The sequence below is a fragment of the Enterobacteriaceae endosymbiont of Donacia provostii genome (assembly GCF_012570145.1).
Classification (GTDB): Bacteria; Pseudomonadota; Gammaproteobacteria; order Enterobacterales; family Enterobacteriaceae.
This window is the reverse complement of sequence record NZ_CP046206.1, coordinates 180052-199110: the sequence shown is the minus strand read 5'-3', so window position 1 is coordinate 199110 and position 19059 is coordinate 180052. Positions and strand designations below refer to the sequence as shown.

At 21.1% G+C, this 19059-nt stretch carries 14 protein-coding genes and 2 tRNA genes; 12 read left to right on the top strand and 4 right to left on the bottom strand.

What is annotated here, in order from left to right:
* Nucleotides 1-33: 33 nt before the first annotated feature.
* Nucleotides 34-858 carry a diaminopimelate epimerase gene (dapF, locus tag GJT93_RS00980; RefSeq protein WP_168821983.1) on the bottom strand — a complete coding sequence of 275 codons (825 nt, stop codon included), beginning with the start codon at nt 856-858 and terminating at the stop codon, nt 34-36.
* Between the two features lie 47 nt (nt 859-905).
* Complete coding sequence (gene rpiA, locus GJT93_RS00975; protein ID WP_168821754.1) at nt 906-1574, bottom strand: ribose-5-phosphate isomerase RpiA; 669 nt, start codon at nt 1572-1574, stop codon at nt 906-908.
* Nucleotides 1575-1818: 244 nt separating this feature from the next.
* Here rpiA and GJT93_RS00970 point away from each other — a divergent pair, with 244 nt between their 5' ends.
* The 4 genes from GJT93_RS00970 to lysS all read left to right on the top strand — a co-directional run bounded on the left by GJT93_RS00970 (nt 1819) and on the right by lysS (nt 6177).
* Nucleotides 1819-3273 (top strand): trypsin-like peptidase domain-containing protein, encoded by a 1455-nt coding sequence (locus GJT93_RS00970; RefSeq protein ID WP_168821753.1) that lies wholly within the window; start codon nt 1819-1821, stop codon nt 3271-3273.
* A 55-nt stretch (nt 3274-3328) separates the two neighbouring features.
* A tRNA-Ile gene (locus GJT93_RS00965) sits at nt 3329-3401 on the top strand.
* 143 nt (nt 3402-3544) lie between these two features.
* A protein-coding gene (gene prfB, locus GJT93_RS00960; RefSeq protein WP_343034342.1) for a peptide chain release factor 2 occupies nt 3545-4640 on the top strand; the annotation gives its coding sequence in 2 pieces (ribosomal slippage) (nt 3545-3613 and nt 3615-4640; 1095 coding nt in all).
* Between the two features lie 19 nt (nt 4641-4659).
* Nucleotides 4660-6177: a lysine--tRNA ligase gene (gene lysS / locus GJT93_RS00955; protein ID WP_168821752.1), complete on the top strand. Its 1518-nt coding sequence runs from the start codon at nt 4660-4662 to the stop codon at nt 6175-6177.
* On the opposite strand, the gene tpiA is transcribed toward lysS, so the two are convergent.
* The gene (gene tpiA / locus GJT93_RS00950) at nt 6157-6936 is read right to left on the bottom strand and encodes a triose-phosphate isomerase (protein WP_168821751.1); all 780 of its coding nucleotides are present in this window, start codon (nt 6934-6936) and stop codon (nt 6157-6159) included. The genes lysS and tpiA overlap by 21 nt on opposite strands.
* A gap of 38 nt (nt 6937-6974) precedes the next feature.
* Nucleotides 6975-7727 carry an FAD-binding oxidoreductase gene (locus tag GJT93_RS00945; RefSeq protein ID WP_168821750.1) on the bottom strand — a complete coding sequence of 251 codons (753 nt, stop codon included), beginning with the start codon at nt 7725-7727 and terminating at the stop codon, nt 6975-6977.
* 198 nt (nt 7728-7925) lie between these two features.
* Here GJT93_RS00945 and GJT93_RS00940 point away from each other — a divergent pair.
* The 8 genes from GJT93_RS00940 to carB all read left to right on the top strand — a co-directional run bounded on the left by GJT93_RS00940 (nt 7926) and on the right by carB (nt 19057).
* Nucleotides 7926-7998: transfer RNA gene (locus tag GJT93_RS00940), tRNA-Trp, on the top strand.
* 242 nt (nt 7999-8240) lie between these two features.
* Nucleotides 8241-9902: an acetolactate synthase 2 catalytic subunit gene (gene ilvG, locus GJT93_RS00935; RefSeq protein WP_168821981.1), complete on the top strand. Its 1662-nt coding sequence runs from the start codon at nt 8241-8243 to the stop codon at nt 9900-9902.
* Nucleotides 9903-10136: an acetolactate synthase 2 small subunit gene (gene ilvM, locus GJT93_RS00930; protein WP_168821749.1), complete on the top strand. Its 234-nt coding sequence runs from the start codon at nt 9903-9905 to the stop codon at nt 10134-10136.
* 43 nt (nt 10137-10179) lie between these two features.
* Nucleotides 10180-11112 carry a branched-chain amino acid transaminase gene (locus tag GJT93_RS00925; RefSeq protein WP_168821748.1) on the top strand — a complete coding sequence of 311 codons (933 nt, stop codon included), beginning with the start codon at nt 10180-10182 and terminating at the stop codon, nt 11110-11112.
* Between the two features lie 29 nt (nt 11113-11141).
* A complete protein-coding gene (gene ilvD, locus GJT93_RS00920) occupies nt 11142-12992 on the top strand; it encodes a dihydroxy-acid dehydratase (protein ID WP_168821747.1) in 1851 nt (616 codons plus the stop codon).
* Nucleotides 12993-13074: 82 nt separating this feature from the next.
* Nucleotides 13075-14556, top strand: coding sequence for a ketol-acid reductoisomerase (ilvC, locus tag GJT93_RS00915; RefSeq protein WP_168821746.1), 1482 nt, complete (start codon nt 13075-13077; stop codon nt 14554-14556).
* A 114-nt stretch (nt 14557-14670) separates the two neighbouring features.
* Nucleotides 14671-15828 carry a glutamine-hydrolyzing carbamoyl-phosphate synthase small subunit gene (gene carA, locus GJT93_RS00910; RefSeq protein ID WP_168821745.1) on the top strand — a complete coding sequence of 386 codons (1158 nt, stop codon included), beginning with the start codon at nt 14671-14673 and terminating at the stop codon, nt 15826-15828.
* Nucleotide 15829: 1 nt separating this feature from the next.
* Nucleotides 15830-19057: a carbamoyl-phosphate synthase large subunit gene (gene carB, locus GJT93_RS00905; protein WP_168821980.1), complete on the top strand. Its 3228-nt coding sequence runs from the start codon at nt 15830-15832 to the stop codon at nt 19055-19057.
* Nucleotides 19058-19059: the final 2 nt, after the last annotated feature.

The following is a 19059-nucleotide window of genomic DNA, read 5'->3' as shown; positions in this document are numbered from 1 at the left end:
CATAATTAAAACATTTTTTTTATAAAAAATGTACTATAATATAAATTTTCCATCGTAAACATAATTAGCATCTCCTATCATAAATAAATTATTTTTATATCCTTTCCAATGGATAAATATATTTCCTCCAGGAAGATTAACACATACTTTGTGAGATAAAAAATTTTTTTTGATTCCGACTGCTACTGCTGCACATGCTCCTGAACCACAAGCATTAGTTTCTCCTACACCTCTTTCAAAAACTCTTAATTGAATATTATTCATATTAATACATTTCATAAAACCTACATTAATTTTATTAGGAAAAATTTTATGATTCTCTAAAAAAAAACCTATTTCTGATATAGAAGTATTTAATATATCATCAACCTGAATTATACAATGAGGATTACCTAAAGAAACAACATTAAAATAAATGTATTTATTTTTAAAATAAATTTTATAGGTATTTTTAATATTATTAGTTAAAAATGGTATATCTTGAGGATTAAATAATGGAATTCCCATATTTACAGAAATTTTTTTATCATTTATAATTTGTAAATGTATTACACGATTTTTTGTACTTACACATATTTTTTTTTTAAAAATTAATTTTTTTATTTTTAGGTATAATGCAATACAACGTGCTCCATTACCACATTGTTCTACTTCATTACCATCTGCATTAAAGATTCTATAATTAAAATCAATATTTTTATTATATGATGATTCAATTAATAATAGTTGATCAAAACCTATACCTAAATATCTATTAGATAATTTTTGAATAATATTTTTTTTAAAAATAAGATTATTTTTTATATTATTTATAATGATAAAATCATTACCTAATGCATGCATTTTAGTAAATTTTATTTGCATATATTTTTATAAATTCATATGTTTAAATTAAAAGAAAAGTTTTAAATTTTTTTGTTTATAATTGATACAGTAGAATTATATTTTCCTATAATAACTATATCAGCACATCTTTGTGCAAATAATCCAACAGTTACAACTCCAGGAATAGTATTTATATATTTTTCTGTTTTAATAGGATTATATAAATTTAATTTGTATACATCTAATATTAAATTACCATGTTCTGTAATTGTTTTTTTTCTTAATTTTGCTATAGCTCCTATATGTGATAATTTTCTAGTAATAAAAGTTTTTGCAGAAGGTATAATTTCAATAGGAACAGGATGTGATATACCTAAATTTTTTACATATTTAGATTGATCAATAATACAAATAAAAATATCTGCATAATTAGATATAATTTTTTCATTTGTTAATGCTGCTCCTCCTCCCTTTATCATTTGCATTTTATCATTAACTTCATCAGCACTATCAAAATATATCCCAATTTTATTTATTTTATTAATTTCATAAACATTAAAATTATATTTTTTTAATTTTTTTGTTGAATATTTAGATGCAGATACCACACCTTTTATATTTTTGTTTTCACTATATAAAATTTCAATAAATTTAGATATTGTAGTACCTGAACCAATACCTATAATATTATTATTTTTAATATATTTTATTGCTGCTTTAGATGCAATATTTTTTAATTTATTCATCATATATATTTAAACTTTATATAAAATAAAATTTATATTATATTAAGTATAATAATTTGTAAAAAAATTATATTTAAAAAACTTTGTATTTTTATAAAATTAAAATAAATAATAATTATTTATTTTAAATAAATACTTAATTGATAAATCCAATTATAATATGAATTTTTTATTTTTTATATTAAAAATATAAATTAAAAAATTTTTATATAATTATATTGAAAAAATTTTATTATGAGATTTTTTTATGAAAAAATTAAAAATAATTTTTTATATATTTTTTTTAATTAGTAATTTTATATATACATCACAAAATATTAATGCACAATTATTACCATTTAATATATTTAAAAAATGGAATAATTACTCATTACCAAGTTTATCCATAATTTTATCAAAAGTAACTCCTTCTGTTGTTAATATTAATGTACAAGGTAGTACTTTTATATCACAATTTAAATTACCACAAAATGTACAAGAATATTTAAATGAAAAATTTTCTCTTTGTAAAGAAGGATCACCATATGAAAATACTCCTATTTGTGGAAATAATGATAATATTCTTCAGCAAAAATTTCATTCTATTGGATCAGGAGTAATTATAAATTCAAAAAAGGGTTTAATTATTACTAATAATCATGTTATAGATCATGCAGATTATATTTCTGTAGAATTAAATAATGGTAAAATTTATGAAGCTAAGATTTTAATACAAGATCCAAAAACAGATTTAGCATTAATCCAAATAAAAAATAAAACTGGAAATTTAAAAAGTGTTAAAATAGCTAATTCTGATGAACTAAAAGTTGGAGATTATACTATAGCAATAGGTAATCCATATGGTTTAGGTGAAAGTGTTTCATCAGGAATTATATCAGGATTAGGACGTACTGGAATTAATATTGAAAATTTTGAAAATTTTATACAAACAGATGCTGCTATTAATAAAGGTAGTTCTGGTGGAGCATTAGTTAATCTAAATGGAGATTTAATTGGTATAAATACAGCTATTTTAACTCCTAATGAAGGAAATATTGGAATTGGTTTTGCAATACCAAGTAATACAGTAATAAATTTAGTAAATCAATTTATTAAATTTGGAAAAATAAAAAGAGGTTCTTTAGGAATATATGGTGTAGAACTTGATCCACAAATATCAAGAGTAATGAAAATACCTAATATATTTAAAGGAACTTTTATACGTGAAGTAATCTCACCTAATAATAATATATTAAAACCTGGAGATATTATAATTACACTAAATAATAAAAAAATCAATAGTTATGCTTTATTAAAGGCTAAAATAAGTACTTTAATGTATGGTTCTATTATTAAATTAGGAATTATAAGAAATAAAAAATTTCAAATAATAAAATTAAAATTAAATAATTTTTGTAAAAATAAATTTTCTAATGAAAATAAAATGTATTATGGTATTGAAGGTGCATATTTAGAAAATATTTCTTTAAAAAAGAAATATTTTATTTTTTATAAAAAAATTAAAACTGGAGTAAAAGTTATTAAAATAACACCTAATTCACCTGCTTCATTAATAGGTTTAAAAAAAGATGATATAATAATAGGAATTAATAAAAATAATATATATAATATAAAAGATCTTGAAAAAATTTTAAATAAACATCCATCATTAATATTATTAAATATTTTAAGAAAAGATAAAGAATTATATTTATTAAATTAAAAAAGTAATAAATTTCATTGAAATATATATTAAAATATATAATAATATAACAATAGGCCCTTTAGCTCAGGGGTTAGAGCAAACGACTCATAATCGTTAGGTCGTTGGTTCAAATCCAACAAGGGCCAATTTTATTTAAATTAATAAAATTTTAATTTATTATCATATCCAACTATAAATTATTAATCATTATTTATATAATAAGTATATTTATTAAAATTAATATTTAAATTTTATTTAATATTATTTTTTTAAATATTAAGGATTTATTATGTTAGAAAATATTTTTATACAAAATAAATTAAAAGAAATAAAAAAAAAAAATATTTTTATTAGGAGGTTACTTTAATTATAAAAAATATCAAAAACAATTATTAAAAATAAAAAAAAAATTACAAAATCCAATCATTTGGAAAAATATAAATGATTTACTTTCTCTAAATAAAAAAAAAGCCAAGATAGAAAGTATTTTATTAAATTTAGATAATATTAATAAAGATATTATTGATATTGATGAATTAATTAATTTAGCAATTTATTCTAATGACAAAAAAATATTAATAGAATCTATAAAAATTTTATTTCAAATAGAAAAAAAAATAAATAATTTAAAATTACAAAAATTTTTTTTTAAGAAATATGATAAAAAAAATTGTTTTATAGATATTCAATCTGGATCCGGTGGTGTGGAATCTCAAGATTGGGCTAAAATAATAATGAAAATGTATTTAAAATGGGCAATAAAAAAAAAATATCAAGTAAATATAATAAATAAATCTTCAGGAGAAATAGGAATTAAATCATCTACTATTCATATTATTGGAAAATATGCTTTTGGATGGCTTCGTACAGAAAGTGGTATTCATCGTTTAGTTAGAAAAAATCCTTTTCATTCTTCAGGCAGAAGACATACTTCTTTTGCTTCAACTTTTATATATCCTGAAATTAAAGATGATATAGATATTTTAATAAAAATGGAAGATCTACGTATTGATGTATATAGAGCTTCTGGTGCAGGAGGACAACATGTAAACCGTACAGAATCTGCTGTACGTATTACACATATTCCTACTGGATTAGTTACTCAATGTCAAAGTAATAGATCACAGCATAAAAATAAATATCAAGCTATAAAACAAATAAAATGTAAATTATATGAATTAAATAATAAAATAAAACAAAAAAAAAAAAAGAAAATAGAAGAAAATAAATTTAATATTAGTTGGGGTTATCAGATACGTTCTTATATATTAGATGATTCAAGAATAAAAGATATAAGAACAGGTATAGAAGTTAATGATGTACAATCTGTATTAGATGGTAATTTAGATCAATTTATTCAAGCTAGTTTAAAATTAGGTTTATAAAAACATAAGGTTTAATATTATGAATAAAAATGATAATAAATTAAATAATATTAAAAATATTAATGAAATAAAATTTAGATATAAAAAATTTAAAACATTAAAAAAAAATAATAATATAGTTTTTCCTAACAATTTTAAAATTAATATTACATGTAATTATTTAAATCAAATTATAAATAATAAAAATAATGTTGTAGAAAAAAAAACATTAAATGTTGCTGGACGTATAATAAATATGCGTATTATGGGAAAAGCTTCTTTTATTAATATTCAAGATTATACAGGTAAGATGCAAGTTTATATATCTCAAAATGGAATTTCTTCTAACCAATATAAAAAATTTTTAGAAGAATATGATCTTGGAGATATCATAGGTATAATTGGATACGTATTTCAAACTAAAACTAAAGTTTTATCAATTTTTTGTCAAAAAATTTATTTATTAACAAAAGCATTAAAACCATTACCTGATAAATATCATGGATTACAAAATAAAGAAATAAAATATAGAAAAAGATATTTAGATCTTATTGTTAATAAACAAACACGTTTTATTTTTAAGAAAAGACATCAAATTATATTAAATATTCGAGATTTTATGAATAAAAATAATTTTATTGAAGTAGAAACACCAATGATGCATACTATTCCTGGTGGTGCTTTAGCTAAACCTTTTATAACATATCATAATAAATATAATACTAATATATATTTACGTATTGCTCCAGAATTATATTTAAAACGTTTGATTATTGGAGGATTTAATAAAATTTTTGAAATTAATAGAAATTTTCGTAATGAAGGAATATCAACTCAACATAATCCTGAATTTACTATGATGGAATTATATATTGCATATTCGGATTATAAAGATTTAATGATTTTTTTTGAAAAATTATTTAAAAAAATATATAAAAAAATTTTTAAAAGTAACATACTAAAATATGATAGTTATTCTTTTAATTTAGATAATTCATTTCATAAATTAACTATGAAAGAAGCTATCGTAAAATTTTATCCTAATTTTTCTTTACAAAGTTTAGAAAATATAAATCAAATAATAAAAATTTCTAATTTACTTAAAATTCCTATTGATCCAGAATGGAATAAAGGTAAAATTATTTCTAAAATTTTTGAAGAAAAAATAATTCATAAAATTATAGAACCTACATTTATTACAGAATATCCTATTGAAATTTCTCCTTTATCAAGAAGTAATGATACTAATTCTTTATATACAGATAGATTTGAGTTTTTTATTTGTGGTATGGAAATTGCCAATGGTTTTTCAGAACTTAATGATTCTGAAGAACAAAAAAAGAGATTTCAACAACAACAAAATAATAAAATTATTAAAAATAAAAAAAATATTAATGATTATTTTTATGATGAAGATTATATAGAAGCTTTAGAATATGGATTACCTCCTACAGCTGGATTAGGTATAGGAATAGACAGATTAGTTATGTTATTTACAAACACTAAATCAATAAGAGATGTTATTTTATTTCCAATGTTAAGACCAATTAGAATTTAAATTTTTTTCAATTTTTTTAACTAAAAATATAAAATTTTTTAATTTTAAAGAAACTTTACCTATTAAAAAACCATTTATATATGTTTTATTCAAAAAATTATCTATATTAGAATAATCTACTGATCCACCATACTGAAAATATATATTTTCTATTATCTTCTTATTAAAAGAAGATATATATTTTCTAATAAAAAAAATAATATTTTTTACTTCATCTATATTTGCTATTTTTCCTGATCCGATAGCCCAAATAGGTTCATAAGCTATAATAGTATTTTCAAATATATTAACATTATTACTAAGTTTCAGAATACTATTAATTTGATTAATACAGATTTTTTCTGTTAATTTATATTTTTTTTGTTCTTTAGTTTCTCCTATACATAAAATAGGAATTAGACCATGTTCTTTAATTAATATAAATTTTTTTGCAATTAAATTAATATTTTCATTATGATATAATCTTCTTTCTGAATGACCAATTATAATATATTTTACACCTATATCTTTTAACATATTTATTGATGTTTCACCTGTAAAAGATCCTTTAAGATGAATATCTACATTTTGTGCTGTTAAAGATATAGAAGTATTTTTAATAAATTGATTAATATAATTTAAATATACATAAGGAGGGGCTAAAGATATATGACAAAAATGTAAATAATCATTAATCTTTTTTATTAAATCTATATTTTTATTTATAAAATTATAACTACCATTTAATTTCCAATTAGCAGTAATTAAAAATTTTTTCATATAATTTCCTTTAAATATTTTATTTAATATTAGTAATATTACCAGTATTGTTCATAAGTAATATTTCCTTTTTTATTAATTAGATTTTTAGAAAAATTTTTATATTTTTCTAAAAATATTCTTGTTTGTTTAATCATATTAGGATTACCACATAACATTATATGACTATTGTTAGTATCTATTTTAATTCCAATATTATGTTCTATTTTACCACTTTTAATTAAATCAGGAATATAACCATATAAAATAGAATTATTAATATTAATTTTTCTAGTTAAAATAATTTGAATAATAAATTGATCATTATATTTTCGTTTTATTTTTTGAACTAAATTTAAATAATTAAAATTTTCTATATATCTTATAGAATGTATTAAAATAATTTTTTTAAATTTTTGAAAACATATATCATCTTGTAATATTGAAAGATAAGGACCAATACCTGTACCTGTTGATAACATCCATAAATTTTGACAAGATTGAATATTATTTATTGTAAAATTTCCTAACGAATTTTTTGCAATCATAATTTCATCATTAATTTTTAATTTATATAAATATGGAGTTAAATTTCCTTTATGAATATTAGAAATATAAAATTCATAATTTTGATTTTTTGGTGGATTAATATACGAATATGCTCTTTGTATTTTTTTATTATTAATATTTAATGCCAATTTAGTAAATTGACCAGCAAAAAAATTATTAATTTTTGCTTTTAAAATAATACTAAAAAAATTATTTGTCCAATATTTTATATTTTTTATTTTTCCAATACTCCATTCTGTCATTTTTTAATCCTTGTATATTAATATATATAATTTAATAAACACATTTGTAAAAATTTAAAAATACTTTTTTTATAATAGCAATTTATTTAAAATTTTTATATCTTAAATATATAAATTTTATTATAAAAAAATTTTACTAATAATAGTATATAATATACTATATTAAATTATAATTATTTTTATATATAAAATATACTAAGGGGTGTAGTTTAATTGGTAGAATATTGGTCTCCAAAACCAATGGTTGGGGGTTCAATTCCCTCCACCCCTGAATAATTATAAAAGTAATATTTAATTTTTTAAAAATTATTATAAATGAAAAATAAAATATTTTATGTAAATATATATTCATATATATAAATATTTAATATAAAATTTTATATGATTTTTTAAAAAATTTTAATAACATATCAAATATAAAATCATATCATTTTATCTAAAAATTTAAATATATTAAAATCATGATTACATTGAATTATGCATATTATTTTTCTAAAAAAAGAGGTACTAAATATGAACGGAGCACAATGTATAATTCAAATATTAAGACAAAAAAATATTAAAACAGTATTTGGATATCCTGGTGGGGCAATTATGCCTTTATATGATGCATTATATGATAAACATATAGAACATATATTATGTAGACATGAACAAGGAGCAGTTATGGCTGCTATTGGATATGCAAGAGCTACAGGAAAAATAGGAGTATGTATTGCTACTTCTGGACCAGGTGCTACTAATTTAATAACTGGTCTAGCAGATGCAATGGTAGATTCTATACCTATTATTGCTATTACAGGACAAGTATCACTTTCACTAATTGGTACTGATGCTTTTCAAGAAATAGATATTATAGGTATGTCTTTATCATGTACTAAACATAGTTTTTTAATAACTTCATTAAAAACATTACCCAACATTATGGATAAAGCTTTTAATATAGCGTTATCTAATAGGCCAGGTCCTGTATTAATAGATATACCAAAAGATATACAATTATCTAGTATAAATAAAAAAATTAAATTTGAAGAAAAAAAAAATTTTATTTTTTCACATCAAAAAAATTTTATAAAAAAAATTAAAAAAATAAATTTTTTATTAAAAAAATCTATGAAACCTATATTATATATAGGAGGAGGAGTGAATATAGGAAATGCAGTAAAAGTATTAAGAAATTTTGTTAAAATATCTAAAATACCTACAGTAGTTACTTTAAAAGGAATAGGAACTATAAAAAATAAAGAACCCTATTATTTAGGAATGATAGGGATGCATGGTAATAAAGCAGCAAATTATACTGTACAAAAATGTGATTTATTAATAGCTATCGGAACTAGATTTGATGATAGAGTTACAGGTAATACAAAAACATTTGCCCCATTTGCAGATATTATTCATTTAGATATAGATCCTGCAGAAATTAATAAAATTTGTAAAGTAAAAGTATCTTTAATAGGAAATTTTAATTATTTAATTCCATTACTATCAAAACCTAAAAATATTAAAAAATGGCAAATATACATTAAAAAAATTAAAAAAAAATATTCTTATATATATTATCCTAATAAAAAAAAAAATAAAATATTTGCTCCTTTTTTCTTAAAAAAACTATCAGATTTTAAAAATAAAAATACTATTATTACTACAGACGTAGGACAACATCAAATGTGGGTAGCACAACATATACATTTTTCTAACCCTAAAAATTTTATTACTTCTAGTGGATTAGGAACAATGGGTTTTGGATTACCTGCAGCAATTGGTGCTCAAATAGCAAAACCTTATAATAATGTTATATGTATTTCTGGTGATGGATCATTTATGATGAATATTCAGGAATTAAGTACGATTAAAAGAAAAAATTTACCAATAAAAATTATATTATTAGATAATCAAAGATTAGGTATGGTAAGACAATGGCAACAAATTTTTTTTAATAAAAGATATAGTGAAACATACTTATATGATAATCCAGATTTTATTAAATTAGCAGAATCCTTTGGAATATCTGGACATAAAATAAATAATTATACAGATATCGAACAAAGTTTACAGAAAATTTTTACTTTAAATAAACCTTATATTTTACATGTTTCTATTAATGAAGATGATAATGTTTGGCCATTAGTACCTCCTGGATCTAGTAATGATAATATGATAGAGAAAATTTAAATGTATAAATATCAATTAAATATTGTAACAAATATTACTCCTGAAATAATAGAAAGAATAATGAGAATTATTCGTCATAGAGGTTTTTTTATACAAAAAATTAATATTAATGTAATAAAAAAATGTAAAAATATTAATTTTTACTTAGTAATTAAAAGTTTTAAACATATAAATTTTTTGGTAAAACAAATTGCAAAACTTATAGATGTATTAGATATAGTGATTATATCATAAAATATTATAATAACATTATTACTTAAAATAAGGAATTATAATAATGTCTACAAAAAAAGCAGATTTTATTTGGTTAAATGGTAATATCATAAAATGGGAAGATGCTAAAATTAGTGTTATGAGTCATGCATTACATTATGGTACATCTGTTTTCGAAGGCATAAGATGTTATAAATCACAGAAGGGATCTGTTATTTTTCGTCATAAAGATCATATGAATCGTTTATATAATTCTGCAAAAATATATCGTTTTCCAATAAAATTTTCTATAAAAGAATTAATGAATGCTGTTTATTTAACAATTAATATTAATAAACTACAAGAAGCATATATTAGAATTTTAGTATTTATAGGTGATGTTGGTTTAGGAATTAATCCTCCTAATAATTACTATACGGATATAATGATTAGTGCATTTCCATGGGATAATTATCTTGGTAATACTTCAAAAGTTAACGGTATTAATATAATGATATCTTCTTGGAATAAATGTAAACCTAATACTATACCTAGCTTATCCAAAGCAGGAGGTAATTATTTATCTTCTTTATTAATTGGTAATGAAGCACGTAGGAATGGATATGATGAAGGAATATCATTAGATAGTTTAGGATTTATTTCTGAAGGATCAGGAGAAAACATTTTTATAGTAAAAGATAATATTTTATTTACACCACCATTAACATCTTCTGTTCTTCCTGGAATTACGAGAGATTCTGTTATTAAAATATCTAAAAATCTCAATATTAAAGTTAAAGAATGTTTTATATTAAGAGAGTTTTTATATATAGCAGATGAAATATTTTTAACAGGTACAGCAGCTGAAATTACTCCAGTTTGTAATATTGATAATATATTAATTAATAATGGTAAAAAAGGTAAAATTACAGAAAATATACAAAAAGAATTTAATTCTTTATTAAAAGGAATTAAAAAAGATAAATGGAATTGGTTAAATTATATTAATATTTTATAAATTTTTAATTTTAATAAAAGGAAATAAATATGCCTAATTATCGTTCATTTACTACGACAAAAGGTCGTAATATGGCTGGTGCTAGAGCTCTTTGGCGTGCAACAGGAATGAAGGAAGAAGATTTCAATAAACCTATAATTGCTATAGTTAATTCTTTTTCAGAATTTGTTCCTGGACATATACATTTAAGAAATGTAAGTAAGATTATTTCTAATGAAATTAGAAAAAATGGTGGTGTACCTAAAGAATTTAATACTATAGCTATAGATGATGGAATAGCAATGGGACATGATGGAATGTTATATTCTTTACCTTCAAGAGAATTAATTGCAGATTCTATAGAATATGTTATAAATGCACATTGTGCTGATTCTATGATATGTATATCTAATTGCGATAAAATTACTCCTGGGATGTTAATGGCTAGTTTAAGATTAAATATACCTACTGTTTTTATATCTGGGGGTCCTATGGAAGCCGGTCAAATTAATATAAAAGAAAATATTAAAATTGATTTAGTTGATGCTATGATCCAAGCAGCTAATCCAGAACAATCTAATCACAATATAAAAAAAATTGAACTTAATGCATGTCCTACATGTGGTTCATGTTCAGGCATGTTTACAGCTAATTCTATGAACTGTATTACTGAAGTATTAGGTTTATCTTTACCTGGTAATGGATCATTATTATCAACACATGTTAATAGAAAACAATTATGTATAGAATCTGCTCATAAAATAATTGAAATTACTGAAAAATATTATAAAAATAATAATATTAATTTTTTACCTAGAAATATTGCTAATCAAAAATCTTTTGAAAATGCAATGATATTAGATATTGCTATGGGTGGATCCACCAATACAATATTACATATGTTAGCTTTATCACAAGAAACTAATATAAAATTTAATTTAAATACAATTGATTATTTATCTAAAAAAACTCCTTGGTTATGTATGATTTCTCCTAGTACTAATAAATTTTATATGGAAGATTTTCATAGATCTGGAGGAGTTATAGGAATTTTACATGAATTAAATAAATTAAATTTAATTAATAAAGATACTAAAAATATTTTAGGATTAACTATAGAAGAAACTATATCAAAATATAATATTTTAAATACAAAAAATATAAATATAAAAAAATTTTATAAATCAGCTCCTGGAAATATTAAAACAATAAAACCTTTTTCACAAAAAAATTTTTATTCTACTTTAGATAAAGATAGAAAAAATGGTTGTATTCGTTCATATAAATATGCTTTTAGTAAGGATGGAGGATTAGCTATTTTGTATGGTAATATTGCCAAAAATGGATGTGTTGTTAAGACTGCTAGTGTAGATAAAAAATTATTAATTTTTACAGGAAAAGCTAAAGTATTTGATAGTCAAGAAGAAGCAGTACATGCTATTTTAAATAAAAAAATTTTTTCTGGTGATATAATAGTTATAAGATATGAAGGACCTAAAGGTGGTCCTGGTATGCAAGAAATGTTATATCCTACATCATATTTAAAATCTATGAATTTAGATAAAAAATGTGCTTTAATTACAGATGGAAGATTTTCTGGGGGGACTTCTGGCTTATCTATAGGACATATTTCTCCTGAAGCTGCTAATAAAGGATTAATAGCATTAGTTAAAAATAATGATATTATCCATATTAATATACCAAAAAGATTTATAAACTTAGATGTTTCTTCAATTATTTTAAAAAAAAGAATTGAAGAAGAAAAAAATAAGGGTTTTTTAGCATATAAACCTTCAATTAAAAGACAAAGAAAAATTTCTTTTGCACTTAAAGCTTATGCAAGTTTAGTTACTAGTTCTGATAAAGGAGCAGTAAGAGATAAGAAAAAATTACAATATTAAATAAAAAAATTTATTAAATTTAATTTTAAAAATTATAAATTTCTTTTGTATAAATAAATGTTTTTCAAAAAGGATAATTAAAATGAATAATTATTTCAACAGTTTAAATTTTCGCGAAAAATTAAAAAATTTACAAAAGTGTAGATTAATGCAATTTGAAGAATTTAACAATAGTATTGCTTTTTTAAAAGATAAAAATATCGTTATTATAGGTTGTGGATCTCAAGGTTTAAATCAAGGATTAAATATGAGAGATTCTGGATTAAATATTTCATATGCTTTAAAAAAAGAATCTATAAAAAATAAAAATATATCTTGGCAAAGAGCATATAAAAATAAATTTAATATTGGTACTTATAAAGAATTAATACCTAATGCTGATTTAATTATTAATTTAACTCCTGATAATCATCATCATGATATTTTAAAAATTATAAAACCATTAATAAAAAAAGGTGCAACATTAGGTTATTCTCATGGTTTTAATATTGTAGAAGAAGGAGAAAACATATCTAAAGATATTACAGTTATTATGGTTGCTCCAAAATGTCCTGGTACAGAAGTAAGAGAAGAATTTAAAAGAGGATTTGGAGTACCTGCTTTAATAGCTGTTCATCAAGAAGCTCATCTAAATAATTATGGTTTTAATATAGCTAAATCTTGGGCTGCTGCTATTGGTAGTCATAAAGCTGGTGTATTAGAATCTTCTTTTATTGCTGAAGTTAAATCAGATTTAATGGGTGAGCAAACAGTATTATGTGGAATGTTACAAACAATATCTATTTTATTATTTGATAAATTAATTAAATTTAAACAAGATCCATTATATTCTGCACAATTAATTCAATTTGGATGGGAATATATTACAGAAGCCTTAAAACAAGGAGGTATTAGTTTAATGATGGATAGATTAAATAATTCTAGTAAAATACATGCTTATAATTTATCTTTAATTTTAAAAAAAAAATTAAAACCTTTATTTAAAATACATATGGATAATATACTTTCAGGTGAATTTTCTAAAAATTTAATTGAAGATTGGAATAATAATAATAAAAATTTAATTACATGGAGAAAAATATATAAAAATAATAGATTTGATCAAACTAAAAATTTAAAAAATTTTGATATAAAAGAAGAAAATTATTTTAATAAAGGTATTTTTATGATTGCTACTATTAAAAGTAGTATAGAATTATCATTTGAATTAATGATAGAATCAGGTATTTCACCAGCCTCAGCATATTATGAATCACTACATGAATTACCTTTAATTGCAAATACTATTGCAAGAAAAAAATTATATGAAATGAATAATGTTATATCAAATACAGCTGAATATGGTAATTACTTATTTACAAATAATGCTATTCCTTTATTACAAAAATTTATAAATAATCTTACAAAAAAAGATTTAGGAATTCTTGAAATAAAAAATACATCTATAAATAATAGTGATTTATATAAAATAAATTATTATATTAGAAATCATCCTATTGAAAAAATAGGATATATTTTAAGAAGTTATATGACTCATATGAAATCTTTAAATAATATCAATTAATTAAATTAGATTACTTTCTTTATAAAAAGAAAGTAATCTAAATTTCATTTATTATATAACTATAATAAAATAATTTATAAAAAATTATATACTTTATATAAAGTATCATAAATAATGGAGAGTAATTTGAATAATAAAGCATTATTATTAATGGAAGATGGAACAAAAATTATTGGAAAATCTATAGGTATAAATGGAATAGTAATAGGAGAAATCATATTTAATACTGCTATTACTGGTTATCAAGAAATTATTACTGATCCTTCTTATTATAAACAAATTATACTTTTAACATATCCTCATATCGGTAATATCGGAACTAATATATATGATAATGAATCATCAAAAATTTATGCAAGAGGTTTAATTATTAAGAATTTATCTAAATTATCAAGTAATTATCGTAGTACAGAAGAATTAAATATTTTTCTTAAAAAGAAGAATATTGTTGCTATTAGTGATATTGATACTAGATATTTAACAAGATTAATTAGTAATAAAAAAATAAAAAAAATAGCTTTGATTTCTACAAATAAAGAAATTAATTATATTGATATTTTAAATAAACTACATCAATTTAAAGGTTTTAAAGGTGTAGATTTAGTTAAAGAAATTACTACTAAAGTAAATTACTCTTGGATTTTAAATAGTAAAAATATACAAATAGTTAAAAAAAATATGTTTTTTAGACATGTTGTAGTTTTAGATTTTGGTGTTAAAAATAGTATTTTAAAAATGTTAGTTGATAGAAAATGTAAAGTTACTGTTGTTCCTGCTTTTATAAGTTATCAAGATTTACTTTTATTAAATCCTGATGGTATTTTTTTATCTAATGGTCCAGGAGACCCTAATCCCTGTCATTATATAATACATACTATAAAAAAAATATTAAAAAAAAATATTCCTATTTTTGGAGTTTGTTTTGGTCATCAAATTTTAGCCATTGCTAATGGGGCTAAAATAGTTAGAATGGAAATAGGTCATCATGGAAGTAATCATCCTGTAAAAAATTTAGAAAATAATAAAGTACTAATTACTACTCAAAATCATAATTTTACTATTGATAAAAAAAATTTTCCTAAAAAATTAAAAATTACATATAAATCATTATTTGATAATACTATAGAAGGTATTCATTGTATAAATAAACCTGCTTTTGGTTTTCAAGGACATCCAGAATCAAATCCAGGACCGAATGATGCATCTATATTATTTGATTATTTTATAAAATTAATTCATATATATTATGAAAAAAAAAATAAGAGATGTTAAAATGCCAAAACGTACTGATATAAAAAATATTATGATTTTAGGAGCAGGACCAATTATTATTGGTCAGGCTTGTGAGTTTGATTATTCTGGTACTCAAGCATGTAAAGCTTTAAAAGAAGAAGGGTATAATTTAATTTTAGTTAATTCTAATCCTGCTACTATAATGACAGATCCAGATATTGCGGATATAACATATATAGAACCTATTAATTGGGAAGTTATTACAAAAATTATAGAAAAAGAAAGACCTGATGCTATTTTAGCTACGATGGGAGGACAAACAGCTTTAAATTGTGTTTTAGATTTACATAAAAATAATATATTAAATAAATTTAACATAGAAGTTATTGGTGTATCTATTGATACTATTTATCAAGCAGAAAATCGTTCTTATTTCGCAAAAATTATAAAAAAATTAGGTTTTCATACACCAAATTCTTTTTTTATTCATAATATAGATGAAGCAATAAATTGTGTTAAAAAAATTGGTTTTCCATGTATTATTAGACCTTCATTTACTATGGGTGGAAGTGGAGGGGGGATAGCATATAATATTTCAGAATTTAAAAAAATTTGTAATCATGGTTTAAAATTATCATTTAATAATGAATTAATTATTGATGAATCTTTAATGGGATGGAAGGAATATGAAATGGAAGTTGTAAGAGATAAAAATGGAAACTCTATTATTATATGTTCTATTGAAAATATAGATCCAATGGGTATACATACAGGAGATTCAATTACAGTTGCTCCAGCTCAAACTTTATCTGATAAAGAATATCAAATCATGAGAAATGCTTCTATAGCAATTATTGAAGCTATTGGACTTAATTCTGGAGGAGCTAATGTACAATTTGCAATTAATCCTCAAACTGGGAAATTGATAGTTATTGAAATGAATCCTCGTGTTTCACGTTCTTCTGCCTTGGCATCAAAAGCAACTGGTTTTCCAATTGCTAAAATATCAGCAAAACTTTCTATTGGTTATACATTAGACGAGTTAAAAAATGATATTACTAAAAATAATATTTCTGCTGCTTTTGAACCTTCTATTGATTATATAGTAACTAAAATACCTAAATTTAATTTTGAAAAATTTCATAATGTTAATAATAAATTAACAACACAAATGAAATCAGTAGGTGAGGTAATGGCTATAGGTAGATCTTTTCAAGAATCTATACAAAAAGCTTTATGTAGCTTAGAAAATGGTATTTATGGATTTGAACCAGTAAAAATAAATAAAACTCATAATAAAAATTCTTATGATTTAATTATAAATGAATTAATAAAACCAGGACCAGATAGAATTAGATTTATTGCAGATGCTATAAGAATGAATATTTCTATTGAAGAAATATATAATTATTCTAAAATTGATATGTGGTTTTTAACACAAATAAAAGATATAATTTTAACTGAAAAAAAAATTCAGTTTAAAGGAATTAAACAATTAAAAAATATAAAATATTTTTTTAAATTAAAACAAAAAGGTTTTTCTGATGTTAGATTAGCTAATCTTTTACATACATCTGAAAAAAATATAAGAGAATTAAGATATAAATATAATATTCATCCAGTATATAAAAAAGTAGATACATGTTCTGCTGAATTTAAAACTAATACTGCTTATATATATTCAACATATGAAACAGAATGTGAAGCTAATCCTAATAATAATAAAAAAAAAATTGTTATTTTAGGTAGTGGGCCAAATAGAATTGGACAAGGTATAGAATTTGATTATTGTTGTGTACATGCATCTATGATTTTACGTGAAAATAATTTTGAAACAATAATGATTAATTGTAATCCAGAAACTGTTTCAACAGATTATGATATTTCTAATCGTTTATATTTTGAACCTATAACTTTAGAAAATATATTAGAGATTATTCGAATAGAAAAACCATTAGGAGTTATCATACAATATGGTGGACAAACTCCTTTAAATCTATCAAAAAAATTAGAACAAGAAGGTATAAATATAATAGGAACAAAATCTTTTTCTATAGATTTAGCAGAAAATAGAAAAAAATTTCAAAATATTGTTAATTTTTTAAAATTAAAACAATCTCCAAATTATATAATTAATAATTTAGATGATGCTTTTAAAAAAGCTAAAATTTTAGGTTATCCTTTAATAGTTAGACCATCTTATGTTTTAGGTGGTAGATGTATGGAAATAGTATATAATGATAATGATTTAAAAAATTATTTTAGATTAAATATAAGAAATAATAGTTCTATTTTATTAGAAAAATTTTTAGATAATGCAATAGAAGTTGATGTAGATGCAATTTGTGATGGAAAAGATGTTTTTATAGGTGGTATTATGGAACATGTTGAACAAGTAGGTATACATTCAGGTGATTCTGCTTGTTTTTTACCTACTCGTAATTTAAATTTAGAAATTTTAAATGAAATAAGATTACAAACTACTAAATTAGCAATTAAAATGAATGTATGTGGACTTATAAATATACAATTTGCTATTAAAGATAATATTATCTATATTATAGAAGTAAATCCTAGGGCATCTAGAACAATTCCATTTATTTCAAAAGCAATTAATATACCATTAGCAAAAATGAGTACATTAGTTATGATAGGGAAATCTTTAAAGAGTTTAAATCTTAAAAAAGAAATTATTCCACAATTTTATTGTGTTAAAGAAGTAGTATTACCATTTAACAAATTTGATAATGTTGATCCTATTTTAGGTCCTGAAATGAGATCTACAGGTGAAGTTATGGGTATAGGATATACATTTAGTGAAGCTTTTTACAAAACAATATTAAGTACTAAATCTTTTATTAAAGATAAAGGTATTGTTTTAATATCAGTTAAAAATCAAGATAAAAAATTAATTATTTCATTAGTTAAAAAATTAATTTTTTATGGATTTATTATTGAAGCTACCTATGGAACAGCTAAATTTTTACAAAAATTTAAATTAATGGTTAAAATAGTTCGTAAAGCTACAGAAAAAAAACCAAATATAATTAATTTTATTAAGAATAAAAGATATACTTATATTATTAATACTGTAGAAGGTAAAAAATCTATTAACAATTCTAAATTTATTAGGATTTTAGCATTACAAAACAATATTTATTATAATACAACAATTAATGGAGCTATAGCAACAATAATTTCAATGCAAAATAATAATAATAAAATTAAAGTATATTCATTACAAGAATTACATAAAAGATTTATTTAATA

Bases quoted from the DNA above. Each gene is read 5' to 3' on its own strand.
- ilvC (WP_168821746.1), top strand. From the start codon at position 13,075: ATGAATAATTATTTCAACAGTTTAAATTTTCGCGAAAAATTAAAAAAT.
- rpiA (WP_168821754.1), bottom strand. From the start codon at position 1,574: ATGATGAATAAATTAAAAAATATTGCATCTAAAGCAGCAATAAAATAT.
- GJT93_RS00925 (WP_168821748.1), top strand. From the start codon at position 10,180: ATGTCTACAAAAAAAGCAGATTTTATTTGGTTAAATGGTAATATCATA.
- carA (WP_168821745.1), top strand. From the start codon at position 14,671: ATGGAGAGTAATTTGAATAATAAAGCATTATTATTAATGGAAGATGGA.
- tpiA (WP_168821751.1), bottom strand. From the start codon at position 6,936: ATGAAAAAATTTTTAATTACTGCTAATTGGAAATTAAATGGTAGTTAT.
- ilvD (WP_168821747.1), top strand. From the start codon at position 11,142: ATGCCTAATTATCGTTCATTTACTACGACAAAAGGTCGTAATATGGCT.
- carB (WP_168821980.1), top strand. From the start codon at position 15,830: ATGCCAAAACGTACTGATATAAAAAATATTATGATTTTAGGAGCAGGA.
- GJT93_RS00970 (WP_168821753.1), top strand. From the start codon at position 1,819: ATGAAAAAATTAAAAATAATTTTTTATATATTTTTTTTAATTAGTAAT.
- ilvG (WP_168821981.1), top strand. From the start codon at position 8,241: ATGAACGGAGCACAATGTATAATTCAAATATTAAGACAAAAAAATATT.
- ilvM (WP_168821749.1), top strand. From the start codon at position 9,903: ATGTATAAATATCAATTAAATATTGTAACAAATATTACTCCTGAAATA.
- lysS (WP_168821752.1), top strand. From the start codon at position 4,660: ATGAATAAAAATGATAATAAATTAAATAATATTAAAAATATTAATGAA.
- GJT93_RS00945 (WP_168821750.1), bottom strand. From the start codon at position 7,727: ATGACAGAATGGAGTATTGGAAAAATAAAAAATATAAAATATTGGACA.